Annotated in this window: 15 protein-coding genes; 4 read left to right on the plus strand and 11 right to left on the minus strand. The window is 38.4% G+C overall.

The genetic code is table 11. The annotated features are described in order from the left end of the window. Positions 1-6: 6 nt before the first annotated feature. The 9 genes from ACJVDH_RS20495 to ACJVDH_RS20535 form a co-directional block, all read right to left on the minus strand. A complete protein-coding gene (locus ACJVDH_RS20495) occupies positions 7-567 on the minus strand; it encodes a 5-formyltetrahydrofolate cyclo-ligase (protein WP_443945270.1) in 561 nt (186 codons plus the stop codon). Between the two features lie 105 nt (positions 568-672). Beyond that, positions 673-1,233, minus strand: a complete 561-nt coding sequence (gene efp / locus ACJVDH_RS20500) for an elongation factor P (RefSeq protein WP_443945271.1) — start codon at positions 1,231-1,233, stop codon at positions 673-675. A gap of 168 nt (positions 1,234-1,401) precedes the next feature. Beyond that, the gene (efp, locus tag ACJVDH_RS20505) at positions 1,402-1,962 is read right to left on the minus strand and encodes an elongation factor P (protein ID WP_443945272.1); all 561 of its coding nucleotides are present in this window, start codon (positions 1,960-1,962) and stop codon (positions 1,402-1,404) included. A 398-nt stretch (positions 1,963-2,360) separates the two neighbouring features. Beyond that, positions 2,361-2,972: an ABC transporter ATP-binding protein gene (locus ACJVDH_RS20510; protein WP_443945273.1), complete on the minus strand. Its 612-nt coding sequence runs from the start codon at positions 2,970-2,972 to the stop codon at positions 2,361-2,363. Positions 2,973-2,981: 9 nt separating this feature from the next. Next, positions 2,982-3,440 (minus strand): GNAT family N-acetyltransferase, encoded by a 459-nt coding sequence (locus ACJVDH_RS20515; protein ID WP_443945274.1) that lies wholly within the window; start codon positions 3,438-3,440, stop codon positions 2,982-2,984. A gap of 21 nt (positions 3,441-3,461) precedes the next feature. Continuing rightward, positions 3,462-4,247 carry an acyl-ACP--UDP-N-acetylglucosamine O-acyltransferase gene (gene lpxA / locus ACJVDH_RS20520; RefSeq protein ID WP_443945275.1) on the minus strand — a complete coding sequence of 262 codons (786 nt, stop codon included), beginning with the start codon at positions 4,245-4,247 and terminating at the stop codon, positions 3,462-3,464. A gap of 3 nt (positions 4,248-4,250) precedes the next feature. Next, positions 4,251-5,663, minus strand: a complete 1,413-nt coding sequence (locus tag ACJVDH_RS20525) for a bifunctional UDP-3-O-[3-hydroxymyristoyl] N-acetylglucosamine deacetylase/3-hydroxyacyl-ACP dehydratase (protein WP_443945276.1) — start codon at positions 5,661-5,663, stop codon at positions 4,251-4,253. Next, positions 5,653-6,729 carry a UDP-3-O-(3-hydroxymyristoyl)glucosamine N-acyltransferase gene (gene lpxD / locus ACJVDH_RS20530; RefSeq protein WP_443945277.1) on the minus strand — a complete coding sequence of 359 codons (1,077 nt, stop codon included), beginning with the start codon at positions 6,727-6,729 and terminating at the stop codon, positions 5,653-5,655. The genes ACJVDH_RS20525 and lpxD overlap by 11 nt, the downstream gene beginning before the upstream one ends. 121 nt (positions 6,730-6,850) lie before the next feature. Beyond that, positions 6,851-8,074, minus strand: coding sequence for an HD domain-containing protein (locus ACJVDH_RS20535; RefSeq protein WP_443945278.1), 1,224 nt, complete (start codon positions 8,072-8,074; stop codon positions 6,851-6,853). 111 nt (positions 8,075-8,185) lie between these two features. Here ACJVDH_RS20535 and porX point away from each other — a divergent pair, with 111 nt between their 5' ends. The 4 genes from porX to ACJVDH_RS20555 all read left to right on the plus strand — a co-directional run bounded on the left by porX (position 8,186) and on the right by ACJVDH_RS20555 (position 12,382). Then, positions 8,186-9,739 carry a T9SS response regulator signal transducer PorX gene (gene porX / locus ACJVDH_RS20540; protein WP_443945279.1) on the plus strand — a complete coding sequence of 518 codons (1,554 nt, stop codon included), beginning with the start codon at positions 8,186-8,188 and terminating at the stop codon, positions 9,737-9,739. A gap of 119 nt (positions 9,740-9,858) precedes the next feature. Next, positions 9,859-10,281 carry a tRNA (adenosine(37)-N6)-threonylcarbamoyltransferase complex ATPase subunit type 1 TsaE gene (gene tsaE / locus ACJVDH_RS20545; protein ID WP_443945280.1) on the plus strand — a complete coding sequence of 141 codons (423 nt, stop codon included), beginning with the start codon at positions 9,859-9,861 and terminating at the stop codon, positions 10,279-10,281. A 67-nt stretch (positions 10,282-10,348) separates the two neighbouring features. Continuing rightward, positions 10,349-11,578, plus strand: coding sequence for an alanine dehydrogenase (locus tag ACJVDH_RS20550; protein ID WP_443945281.1), 1,230 nt, complete (start codon positions 10,349-10,351; stop codon positions 11,576-11,578). A gap of 120 nt (positions 11,579-11,698) precedes the next feature. Then, positions 11,699-12,382, plus strand: a complete 684-nt coding sequence (locus ACJVDH_RS20555; RefSeq protein WP_443945282.1) for a M15 family metallopeptidase — start codon at positions 11,699-11,701, stop codon at positions 12,380-12,382. Here ACJVDH_RS20555 and ACJVDH_RS20560 read toward each other — a convergent pair. Next, positions 12,377-12,874 (minus strand): histidine phosphatase family protein, encoded by a 498-nt coding sequence (locus ACJVDH_RS20560; RefSeq protein WP_443945283.1) that lies wholly within the window; start codon positions 12,872-12,874, stop codon positions 12,377-12,379. The two genes, ACJVDH_RS20555 and ACJVDH_RS20560, sit on opposite strands and share 6 nt — an antisense overlap. Before the next feature lie 65 nt (positions 12,875-12,939). Further along, positions 12,940-13,980, minus strand: coding sequence for an aminotransferase class I/II-fold pyridoxal phosphate-dependent enzyme (locus ACJVDH_RS20565; protein WP_443945284.1), 1,041 nt, complete (start codon positions 13,978-13,980; stop codon positions 12,940-12,942). Position 13,981: the final 1 nt, after the last annotated feature.

Raw genomic sequence — 13,981 nt, forward strand, 5'->3', positions numbered from 1 at the left:
CTTTTATTAAAATTTTATAATACCCGAAGGGGTGATGCAAAAATCAAGTCGAATGTCGTGTTCATTCACATCATCGATTTTTTCTACCGGGGGAAACAAAGATAAACCAAATTTTTGAGCATTTGAATGGAGGAGGAAACGATCGTAAAAACCTTTTCCGTAACCCACTCGGTAACCGTTCAAATCAAACGCCAATAAAGGTATAATTACCAGATCTGCATTGCCGTTGTGCCTAGCGCCCGATTGTGGTTCCAAAATATTAAAAAGACTTTTTTTGAGATCGTGTTTCCCCAAATATTCATGATGGCTCATTAAGGCTGTTTCAAAATCAGCTTTGGGTACAATAATTTTAATGAGCGGATAATTTTCCTGCAGCCAATCAATAAATAAAAATGTATCGGGTTCTTTCTTTTCAGTTATTGGCAAGAAAATATGAATCGTGCTGATTTCGCTGAAGTTTAGTTGTGAAAAATGATGCAACAGCTGTTTACAGGCCAACTGATATTCCTCATCAGTCATACTTAATCTCTGTTGTTGATTTATTTTTCGGAGTTCAGCTTTAACCATCGATCTTAATTTTTTAGAAAAACCCGGTTTGGTTTCCATCGGTTTTACTAAAATAGAAAAAGCCTTTGACGATCAATCAAAGGCTTTCTCCATTGTTGTTCAATTTTATTTCACACGCTCTACGTATTCGCCAGTGCGGGTGTCTATTTTAAGTTTATCACCTTCGTTTACAAACATGGGCACTTTAATTTCTACACCATTTTCTAACGTTGCACTTTTTTGTGCGTTGGTAGCGGTGTCAGCTTTTACTGCTGGTTCAGAATAAGTAACCGTTAACTCTGTAAAGTTTGGCAATTGCGCCATAATTGGTTCATCACTTTCTACAGAAACAATCACGTTCATGCCTTCCGTAAGGAAACGGATTGCCGGACCGAATAACGCTTTATCTACATTAATCTGTTCATAAGAAACATTATCCATTACAACCAAATAATCGCCATCTTCATAAAGATATTGATAGTCGTTTGTTTCTACACGGCAAATTTCAACTTGTTCATCCGTATTCATACGGGCTTCAACAATTTTACCTGTTTTGATATTTCTCAGTTTGCCAACATAAAAGGCGCCACCTTTACCTGGTGTACGGTGGATAAATTCTTCTACGGTAACCAATTCGCCGTTTAAGCGTAAAATGTTTCCGTTTTTAACATCAGATGCTTTTGCCATAATAATTTCCCAACAGGCTTTTGCATTTGGCCTATTTTTGGTTCGGCAAAGGTAAAATTATTTTCAATAAAAATGAGGTGCAAATTGGGCAATGCAGAAAGTTATTGCCTAACAGAGAGAAAGTTTTGGCCAGTTAATCTTGTAACCGGCCAGATATTTTTTTCGGGATTATTTTACTCTTTCTAAATAATCGCCGGTTTTGGTGTCAATTTTAACTTTATCGCCTTGGTTTACAAACATCGGAACCCGGATTTCAACGCCGGTTTCTACGGTTGCATATTTTAGCGCACTTGTAGAGGTGTCGCCCTTTACAGCGGGTTCTGTATAGGTAATTTCCAATTCTACGGTATTTGGAATTTGCGCCATGATTGGTTCTTCACTTTCAAAAGCAACAATTACATTCATTCCCTCTTTTAAGAACTTAATTGCAGGACCAAAAAGGCTTTTAGTGATATTAAATTGCTCAAAACTGGTATTGTCCATTACCACTAAAAAATCTCCATCTTCATATAAATATTGATAATCGCTGGTTTCAACGCGGCAAATTTCTACTTCTTCATCGGTACGGAAACGATATTCAACCAATTTGCCTGTTCTTACGTTTCTCATTCTTGCCTGGTAGAATGCGCGTAAGTTTCCGGGCGTACGGTGTAAAAATTCTTCTACGCTTACCAACTCGCCGTTAAAGCGAAGTACATTTCCACTTTTTACTTCTGATGCTTTTGCCATTTTAATTAAGATGTGATTATTTATTTGCTAATTGACCACAAATGTAAAAACTATTTTATGTATTAAAAAGATGCTGAAGTAGCAGTACGGCTGGATTTTGATTAAAAATGCCCTGAAAAAAGAAATGCCTTCGGGAACCACTCCGAAGGCATAATCAACCTAAACCTCAAACTAAACTATGAAAAAAATCTTTTGCCTTTTTAAGGGCTATATTATAATCTACTGTTGTAGATAATCTTTTACTTCCTGAAGGATCGAATTGTTTAAATTTCTTCCTTTTTTCGTGCCGCAAAGGTAAGAAGAAATTTTCATTCTCAAAATATAATTGAAAAAAAATATTTTTAATACAATTTTATGACAAAATGAGCGGAGTGGGATTGATTTCTGATGCGGTCAAATTACTTGAAATCAGTTATTTGTAACTGAGTTTTGCAGAAATCGTATTCGTGAATTTGATTTGACCCAATTATGGTTAATCGGTTTTTTGCAAATTTTTCCATCAGTTCCTGATACCAATCTACGCCTTGAACATCGAGATTGCTTGTGGGTTCATCTAAAAATAAAACAGGAGTATCTGCGCAGCAAGCGAGCGCAAGTTTAGTGCGTTGCTTCATTCCGGACGAGAAATATTTGATTTCTTTGTTTTTTGATTTTTCCAAACCTAAAAACGAAATCAAACTTTTTTTATCCATTCCGGGCGAAAATCCCTTGAACCTGAAATGAAAATCTATAATTTCTGTAAGGGTAAAAGTTTCTACCAACTCCAAATAAGGCGCAGCTAAACTGATATAGCGGTAAATGTTTTCTACTGGAATCTTTCCATTGTTAAAGGAGATTTGACCTTCAGACGGACTTAAACTGCCTATTAAAACACTAATTAGAGTTGATTTCCCTGAACCATTAGGGCCTAGAATAGCATAACTTTCGCCAAAGTGAAATTCGGCAGTAACATTTCTGAAAATCCATTCTTTGTTGAATCTTCGGCCAACGCCGCTTAAATCAATCTTCATGAATAGAAATTATTTTAAGATTTTTTGCAGACAAACGCTATTGTCAATGCCAATGTACTGACCATAATTAGGAATAACCGAATAGCCTGCCTTCTGATACAGAGCGATGGCTTCTGGTTGTTTTTTCCCGGTTTCAAGTACGCATCTTTCAAAATCTAACGATTTGCTCCAACTTTCCAACTCCGTTAAAATGATTTTAGCGATACCTTGCTGCCTGAAATCAGGATGTACAAACATCCTTTTAATTTCTGTGCTGTTTGCATCAAATGGCTTAAAGGCACCACAACCAACAGCTTTTCCGTCTTTAAAGGCGACAACCACTTCTTTTATGGCAGCTATTTTATTGTACTGCGCATAAAAAGCATGGTCTTCACCATCCCGAATGGCTAAATCTTTATCCAGTAAAACAACTAATGATTTAAAATCGGGATGATCTGAATCGGTTCTAAGGAGTGAAAAATTATCCATTCGGGCTAAAATTATATGGGTTTAACTGCCCATTCCGAAACCTTTCATCACACCTCTGTTAGAGTTGCGGATAAAATCTACGATTTCATCTCTGATTTCGGTTGGTTTAAACTCTGCTTCAATCATATCTAGCGCTTTGGTTACGTTGTTGTGTTTAACAAATAACACGCGGTAGATTTCTTGAATTTCATCAATTTGTTCGTTTGTAAAGCCTCTGCGGCGTAAACCAACAGAGTTAATTCCGGCATAAGAAAGCGGCTCGCGCGCAGCTTTTACATAAGGCGGCACATCTTTACGTACCAATGAACCTCCGGTTACAAAAGCATAAGAACCAACTTTCACAAATTGGTGAATGGCTACCAATCCGGCCAAAACCACATTGTTGCCCACGGTAATGTGTCCAGCGAGTGTTGTTCCGTTAGAAAAGATACAATTGTTTCCAACCTCACAATCGTGTGCGATGTGCGAATAGGCCTGAATTAAGCAATTGCTTCCAACAACTGTTTTCCATCTGTCTTTTGTTCCACGGTTTACAGTAACACATTCGCGGATTGTGGTATTGTCGCCAATCTCTGCAGTGGTTACTTCGCCTGCATATTTTAAATCCTGAGGTTCGCCTGAAATGACCGATCCAGGGAAAATCCGACAGTTTTTACCAATGCGCGCACCGTCCATTATGGTTACGTTGGACCCGATCCAGGTTCCTTCGCCAATAACAACATCTTTGTGTATGACAACAAAAGGTTCTATTACGACATTCTCTGCAATTTTTGCCTGGGGATGAATGTATGCTAAGGGTTGTATCATTTGCTATTGGGCGGTTTCTGTTTGTTTAACTTTAGTAATTTGAGCCATCATTTCAGCTTCTACAACGATTTTTTCTCCAACCATACCTACACCTTTCATTTGTGCAATGCCGCGGCGGATAGGTTCTAGCAAATCGCAACGGAATACGATAGAATCGCCAGGAAGTACTTGTGCCCTGAATCTTACATTATCAATTTTTAGGAAATAGGTTAGATAATTCTGAGGATCCGGTACGGTGCATAAAACCAGGATTCCTCCAACCTGAGCCATAGCTTCGATTTGAATAACACCGGGAAAAACCGGAGCTCCAGGAAAATGGCCTTTAAAAAATTCTTCGTTCATGGTTACGTTTTTAACGCCAACAACATGATTTTTAGAGAGTTCAAGAATTTTATCTACAAATAGAAATGGTTGGCGGTGGGGAAGTATTTCCATAATTTGCACCACATCCATCAAAGGTTTTGAATTTGGATCGTAAACTTTTTGCACCTTCTTGTTTTTTTCTTTTTTGATTGCCGCTTTAATTTTTTTTGCGAAAGCAACATTGGCAGCGTGCCCAGGTCTGGCCGCCATAATGTGGCCTTTTAGGTGCATTCCAACCAAAGCCAAATCGCCAATCATATCCAATAGTTTATGGCGGGCAGGCTCATTTTGGTAACGCAGCTCCATGTTGTTTAAAATGCCTTGAGGTGCAACATCTATATCTTCGCGGTTGAAAAGTTTAGCCAAGTGATTTAACTCATCTTTGGTTACTTCTTTATCCACGATTACGATTGCATTGTTTAAGTCGCCACCTTTAATCAGGTTATGCGACAATTGATATTCAAGCTCATGCAAGAAACAAAATGTGCGGCATGAGGCGATTTCTTTTTTAAATTCTGCAATGGTGTTTATCCCCGCATGTTGGCTTCCCAAAACGGGCGAGTTGTAATCGATCATGCAAGTGAAACGATAATCGTCTAATGGCATGGCAACAATTTCAACCTTTCTGTCGGCTTCTGTATAGGTGATATTGTGCGGAATGGTAAAATATTCCCGGTCTACGTTTTGTTCTACAGCGCCAATTTCTTCCAGAAGATCAATAAATTGGATAGAACTTCCATCCATGATTGGGGTTTCAGGTCCGTCCAGTTTAATCAGAACGTTATCCAGGTCCATGCCCACAAGTGAAGCCATAACGTGCTCTACTGTACTAACGCTTGCGCCGTTTTGTGTAATGGTGGTTCCGCGAGAGGTATCTGTAACATTATCTGCGTCAGCGTCAATAATGGGCTGGCCTTCTAAATCTATCCGTTGAAACTTAAAACCATGGTTTTCTGGGGCAGGGCAAAAGGTTAGTGTTACATTTGCTCCAGTATGTAAGCCCACACCAGATGCAGATATTTCTCCTTTAATCGTTTTTTGTCTAACGTTCATTATGTATTGTATTCTTTTCCAATTCGGCTGTAAGCCTTTTCAATTCTTCTTCTAGGGCATTAATTCTTTTTTCAACATCAGGAAGATGTTTGAATATAACAGAGGCACGCATCCAGTTGCGTAAAGGTTGTGCCGGGCTTCCGTGCCATTGTTTGTTTTCTTCTGTAATGTTGAAGTTGATGCCGGCTTGTGCGCCAATCTGCGTTCCTTTCGCCAAACTTAAATGTCCGGCAATTCCAACCTGGCCACCAATAACACTATTTGGACCAATTTTGGTACTTCCGGAAACACCAGATTGTGCGGCAAGAACTGTATTCTGACCAATTTCTACATTGTGCGCAATTTGGATCAGGTTGTCAATTTTAGCGCCTTTTCGTACAATAGTAGAACCCATCGTTGCTCTGTCTATTGTGGTGTTGGCTCCGATTTCTACCTCATCTTCAATAATAACGTTCCCAATTTGAGGGATTTTGCTGTAACTACCATCTTTTTGCGGCGCAAAACCAAAACCATCGCTACCAACAACTGTATTAGAGTGTATTGTTACATTATTGCCAATCTGGCTTCCATGGTAAATTTTTACACCCGGGAAAAATGTAGAGTTATTGCCAATTTTAGAATTGGCACCCACAAAGGTTTGCGCATTTAAACGGCAATTGTCGCCAATAGTTACATTTTCAGCCACATAAGCAAAAGCATCGATAAACACATTATTGCCAATTTTAGCTGTTGGATGAACGAATGCCAATGTATCGATGCCGGATTTTACTGCCTGCGCATTTACCGCTTCATTATATTTATCCAGCAATAGTGTAAAAGCGCTGTAAGGATTATCTACCCGTATCAATGTACTGGTGTAAGACTGTGTTGGCACAAAGTCTTTAGATACAATAACAACCGAAGCCAGTGTCGAATATAAATAATTTTCGTACTTCGGGTTAGACAGAAAAGATAACGATCCTTCCTTGCCTTCTTCTATCTTTGAAAGCTCTGTAACGGCTATGTCGGGGTTTCCATCAACGGAACCGTTTAAAAACTCGCTTATCTGCTTGGCAGTAAATTGCATCTTACAAAGGTAAATGTTAAATTGAAATGAACAAATAAACCTAAAGGGCTTAACGGGATATATTCTCTACAATAATAAGACATTAAACGGCAGTGAAACCCAATTATTTTGTTAAATAAGCTTAAATACCGCGTGGATAGCACAGTACGTACTTTTCTACCGTTTTTTGCAGAGATTCCAGATTAGACAGATCTGACGCTTTCGCGATGTCTACAATGCTGTTATTTTTCATTAAAATTTTAATATTTCCTACGCCAGCATTATAAGCCCTGTTCTGTATGGAATCTGTAAATACGAAATAACGAACCTCTTCTTGTGAAATGCCCAATACATCGGCAGCAGCCTTTTCCAGAAAACGGATGCGATCTGCATCGGCCATTTCATTGCCCATTTCTACTTTATACAGGTTTCTGGTGGTTAGCATTTCGCACAAAGCTGATAAGATTTTATCCGGATGTTTTACCCAAACTTTTACGGCCGCGTAAATATCCTGATCATCCAGATTGGTGAAATGTTCCAGGTTAATGTGCTGGTTAAAGAAGTCTGAACCGGTTATGTTCTGTGTAAGAAAATGTTTTAAAGATGGAGCAGCAAATAACTCTTCGCCTTTACTGCACAATTCTTTGGCGCGTTCCAGCAATTTTACGAGAATCATTTCGCCAGAAATAACGGTTTTATGCAGGTAAACCTGCCAATACATTAAACGACGGGCAATCAGGAATTTCTCGATGGAATAAATTCCTTTTTCTTCAATAACCAGATCATCATCATAAATATTAAACATTTTTATAATCCGGTCAGAACTGATTACACCTTCGCTAACGCCCGTAAAAAAGCTATCCCGGTTAAGATAATCCATGCGATCGAGATCGAGCTGACCGGAAATAAGCTGGTGTAAAAAACGTTTTGGATAAGTACCATTAAAAATCTCAATCGCCTGGGTAAGTTGTCCGTTAAAATGAGCGTTTAAATCCTGCATCAGCTTTGCTGAAATGTCTTCGTGCCGAATGCCTGTAACCAATGAATGTTCTAGCGCGTGCGAAAAAGGACCATGTCCAATGTCATGTAAAAGAATTGCCAAACAGGCAGATTCTTCTTCTTGTCTGGTAATTTCATGGCCTTTACTTTTTAGCACTTCTATAGCCAATCCCATTAAATGCATGGCACCCAAAGCATGATGGAAACGCGTATGTAAAGCGCCGGGATAAACCAAATGCGTCATACCAAGTTGCTTAATATACCGCAGGCGCTGAAAGTAAGGGTGAGATATTACATCGTAAACCAATTCGCAGGGTATGGAAATGAATCCATACACGGGATCGTTTATTATTTTCTTTTTATTCAATGGTTAAAAATAGTTAAAAGCCAATATACGGTACAAAAATTGCTATTTTCAATTCGTGTAAAATAATCTGTCAAATATACTGGCATTGCTAACCCATTTTTACAAAAAAACATGCAAGAAACTAAAATTTTATGGGCCGATGATGAAATCGACTTATTAAAGCCTCATATTCTGTTGCTTAACGATAAAGGTTACCATGTAACTACATTTACAAATGGCAACGACGCACTCGAAGCATTTGAAAAAAACCAATTCGATCTTGTTTTTCTGGATGAAAATATGCCCGGTATGAGTGGTATAGAAACCCTTTCGGCAATTAAAAACATCAATCCGGAAATTCCAGTAGTGCTGATTACCAAAAGCGAGGAAGAAAATCTTATGGAAGACGCGATTGGAAGTAAGATCGATGATTATTTGATTAAACCAGTAAACCCTAAACAGGTTTTACTAACGATAAAAAAACTAATCGACAATAAACGGTTGGTGAGCGAAAAAACATCAATGGCTTATCAGCAGGATTTCAGGCGTTTGGGAATGACACTGAGCGATAGGCTTAGTTATGAGGAATGGATTGATGTGTACAAAAAGATCGTATTCTGGGAACTGGAACTCGAAAAACTAGACGACCCGCAGATGCATGAAATTTTAACTATGCAGAAGCAAGAAGCCAATACTCAGTTTTCTAAATTTATTGGCGAAAATTACCTGAACTGGATTAAAGACAAAGACAAAGCGCCAATGCTTTCTTTTGAGTTGATGAAGAAAAAGGTATTTCCATTAATTGGTGATCATACGCCGGTTTTTTTCATTTTGATTGATAACCTACGTTACGATCAATGGAAAATCATCAATCCGCTGATCTCTGAACATTTCCGTATAGACGAAGAAGAGATGTATACCAGCATTTTGCCTACAGCAACTCAATATGCCAGAAATTCAATTTTTTCTGGATTGATGCCTTTGGATATGGAGAAACGTTTTCCGCAACTTTGGCAGAATGACGACGATGAAGGCGGAAAAAACCTGCACGAAGAAGCTTTTCTAGCCGATAATATTAAACGGAATCTGCGTAAAGAATGCAAATTCAGCTACAACAAAATTTTGACTTTTGAGCAAGGTAAAGACTTGGTTGACCAGACCAATAACCTATTGAAAAATGATTTCAATGCAATTGTTTTTAACTTTGTAGATATGTTGAGCCACGCGCGTACCGATATGCAAATGATTCGCGAATTGGCTAATGACGATGCCGCGTATCGCTCATTAACCCTTTCATGGTTTGAGCATTCGCCACTTTTTGAATTGCTGAAAAAGATTGCCCAGAAAAAAGTAAAAGTTGTTATTACTACCGATCATGGAACCATCCGTGTAAAAAAACCGGTTAAAGTAATTGGCGATAGAAGTACAAATACCAATTTGCGCTACAAACAAGGCCGGAATTTAAACTTTAACGAGAAAGAAGTTTTCCTGATTAAAAATCCTCATGATGCGTTATTGCCAAAAGTGAACATCAGCAGTAGTTACATTTTCGCACAGGAAGACAGCTATTTCGTTTACCCTAATAATTACAATCAGTTTGTAAATTATTATAATGAAACTTTCCAGCATGGCGGAATTTCTCTAGAAGAAATGATTATTCCAATCATTACGTACTCGCCAAGATAATATTTGATGCCTTCAGCTTTAGATGGGTTAAACTAAAGCTGAAGGTTTTAAATTCTTCTGTATTCAGCAATCTTAAAGATTGGAATTAAGTTTTACTTTTGTGTTTTTATGATCTTTAAATGGAAATAGAAGTAAATACTCTTGAGGCTTTACCGCATGTGGCAGAACAGCTTTTGGCCTTTTCGTCTGCGGCGAAAACCTACACTTTTGAAGGCGAAATGGGTGCCGGCAAAACCACTTTTATTAAACAATTCTGTACAGTTCTGGGCGTAAAAGATGTGGTATCCAGTCCAACCTATTCTATTGTTAACGAATATGAAGGAAGCGGTACGGCAGTGTATCATTTTGATTTTTATCGGATAAAGAGCATTCAGGAAGCTTATGATATGGGCTATGAAGAATATTTTTACGGAGATGGGATTTGCCTGATTGAATGGCCACAACTCATTGAAGAACTTTTGCCACAAGACCGGATTTCTGTACACATTGAAATTATTGATGAGTTTAAACGAATATTCAGGTTTCAAAAGCATAACATTTAATCTTCAATAGTTTAGCATATTATGCGTATCTTCAACAACCTAAAACATATATACATTTAAGCACATCATGGCTACAGGATTACGCGAGGGAATGGCCGATATCGCCCGTCAAGGTCTGTTGCAAACCCAGGAAGCAACACTAGAAACCCGAAACAGGAAAAATAGCCTTTATATAGGGATTCCAAAAGAAATTTCTTTCCAGGAAAACAGGATAGCACTAACACCATTATCTGTTGCATTATTGGTTAATAATGGTCATCGTGTGGTGTTGGAAAGCGGTGCAGGCATTGCCGCCAATTTTACAGATAACGAATATGCAGAGCAAGGCGCTAAAATTGCTTACGATAAAAAGGAAGTTTTTGAGGCCGATATTCTGGTTAAGATCGCTCCGCCAACGCTCGAAGAAATTGATTTGATGCACAAAGGTCAAACGCTTATTTCTTCACTACAAACCGGCACGCTTAAACAGGAATATTTGAAAGCTTTGATGCATAAAAAAATTAATGCATTATGTTTTGAAAACCTGCGTGATGAGGGCAATGTGCTTTGCGTGGTTCGTGCAATGAGTGAAATTGTTGGATCAACTTCTATTTTAATTGCTGCAGAATATTTAAGTAACGTTACCGGGGGAAAAGGTTTGATGCTTGGCGGTTTTACTGGTGTTCCACCAACTGAGATTGTGATTTTAGGCGCAGGAACCGTTGGCGAATATGCCGCCCGAACCGCTTTAGCGCTTGGTGCAGAAGTAAAGGTGTTTGACAGTTCTATTTATAGATTAAGACGTTTACAAAATAATTTAGGAAACAGCCGCGTATTTACTTCGGTGATGCAGCCAATTGTTTTAAACAAGGCAATTGTAACTTGCGATGTAGTAATTGGAGCCATTCGTGCCAAGCACGGGCGCAGCCCTTGCGTAGTAATGGAAGAAACCGTTGCACGGATGAAGCCACACTCGGTGGTGGTAGATGTGAGCATAGATCAGGGAGGTTGTTTTGAAACTTCAGAAGTTACCAATCATGCCAATCCGGTTTTCCGGAAATATGATGTCATTCATTATTGTGTGCCTAATATTGCATCGCGTGTTCCGCGCACAGCTTCTTATGCGTTAACCAATATTTTCGCGCCAATTTTGTTGGATATTGGCGAATATGGCGGATTGACGAATATGGTTTGGAACAATCCAGGCATTCGCGAAGCCTTATACATTTATCAAGGAAATGTGACGAATAAAGATCTTGCAGATATGTTTAATCTTCAGTATAAAAACCTCGAACTTTTAGTTGTCGCCAATCAATAATGATTTCTGTCATTGCAAGGCATGAGCAATCTTAATGTGCAAATTATACAATTGTTGCAAGATTGTTTGGTTGGTAAAAAATGCCTTCCTGCAATGATGGCCAAATGATTTAATTCTATTATGAAAGTAAGTTGCCTTCTATTTTTTATATCTTTTTCTCTTTTTGCTGCTGCACAAAGCAATCCATTACCGAAGAAAAAGTTAGTTGTCATAAATTCTTTCAGTCAATATCAGGCTTCTATAAAGTCGAATCCGAACAATACCTTAATCGAAATCAAAAAAGCCATTCCGGATATTAAGCTCGATATCCGCTATGCAACCACAAACAACTTTATGCACCAGGTTATGTATAAGCAGGCAAGGGCTTTTGCACGTAAACCGGTTGTTGGGGCATTAGGCAAAATACAGGCAGAGTTAAAAAAGAAAGGTTACGGATTAAAAATTTTTGACGGCTACAGGCCATATACCATTACTGTGGCTTTCTATAAAAAAGCGAGTGATAAAAATTTCGTAGCCAACCCAGCTAAAGGCTCAAAACACAATCGTGGCTGCGCGGTGGATTTAACGTTAATTGATTTAAAAACAGGCAAAGATTTAGAAATGCCAACGCCATATGATAGCTTTTCTGCGGCCGCCGCGGCAAAATTTGAAAAGGTATCTCTTAAAGCAAAAAAAAACAGAGATTTTTTAATTGCCACAATGGCGAAATACGGACTTATTGTACTCGATAATGAGTGGTGGCATTATGATTTTAAAGGCTGGAAAAACTATGATTTAATGGATATTCCTTTCGAGAAATTATAAATGATGCGGATTGCCGTAATAATCCGATTTAACCTTTGCTTTGTTTCCCTTTAGTGTCAAATGGAAGATATAGTCATAATCATCTTCCGCCAGTTCATCCTTTGGTTTTTTGGCGCCAAGTGCTTCAATAATTTGCATTAACGTATTAGAGTGGCCAACAATTATGATTTTTTTGCCAAGATAAGTTTTCTTAATCAACTCAACCATCGCCGGAATTTCTGTATATGAAATTACCTTTGGGATAACCAATGAATCAATTGTTTGTCTGGTGCGTTTATATGGCGTAGTAAATGCAACATCAATGTTTTCTTTTTTGAGATAAATGGCTAATGCTGCGGCTCTTTCTTCTCCTTCTACAGATAAATCGGGGTCTTTTTCTTGCGGATTTGCTTTTTCTTTTTCGGCGTGGCGTACAATCCAAATATCGGTGGTTTGTGCATATAAAGCAGTTGTGCTTAAAGAAATAAGTAAAAGAGAGATTAAGTTTTTCATATAAATAAATAGGAGCCTAAAGATTGTAAATAATATCTTAAAGAAAGAAAAACCTATATGTGCATTTAAAGCGCTAACGCAAGTGATTCGATATCTTCATCACTGTGCCAGCTGCTCAACACAATGCGGTTTATCGGAAAACTGTTCTGATCTGGATAGGGAAATGAAGAAATTAAAATCTTATGGGTAAGTAATCGTGAGGCAATGCCGGGATCTTCCAATAGAAATACAGGAAATGAAGCGGTGTACTTCCAATTTTTAAACTTTAAACTTTTGAGCTTGGCGACGTTTTTTTCCAGCTTTAATCGTTCACTTGCGTAAATACTTTCTGCCTGTATAAAAGCAAAAAGTGCTGCGGCAGAAGGAGGAGAAGCGCCAATAAAAACATTACTCTTTTTAAGTTTTTCGACAACAGGGGCAGAAGACAATACAATTCCGGCATCAACACCAAGCGCTTTCGCCATAGAGGCAACAACAATATTGGTAATGTTTTCTTGTTTCGGTAAAGTATCGAAAGCGCCCAAACCAGCGTGATTGATTCCGATTCCGTGAGAATCGTCTACTATGAGGATGATTTCTTTTGTTGGGTCTATGCGTTTCAGGAAATCAAAATCGTAAATTTCAGGAAACAAATTGTTCATAGAATTGCTAATCAAAACCCAATTTCGCACAGATGAGGAATTTATCTGCTGCAATACCTCTTCGCTCCAGTTTGTAAACAATATTTCGTTTACTTCTGGCGGATTAACATTCCACAAGGCCGGATGACTGGCAGGCGCATATAGTATATTTCCGTGTGTGGCGAAAGTTTGAACCACCATTTGTGCGGCAAGGTAACCGCTAGATGTAATTAATGAAGCTGATGCATTAAACATTTTTGCAGCATAGTTTTCAGCTTCATCGTATATCCCCAATTGAATGTTGTTTGATCTGCTGGTTCCGTTATTGAGTCCATATCTGGAAATACCTTCTATAACATAAGCGAGAAATTCTTGGTGATTGGGTATGCCGAGATAAGCCGTTCCGCTGAAATAGAGATAACGCTTTCCATCCAAAATAATCTGGTTAGAAAGAGGCTGTGATAAAGATTTTAAATCAAAATTCATC

The sequence above is a fragment of the Pedobacter terrestris genome (assembly GCF_052343045.1).
Lineage (GTDB): Bacteria > Bacteroidota > Bacteroidia > Sphingobacteriales > Sphingobacteriaceae > Pedobacter.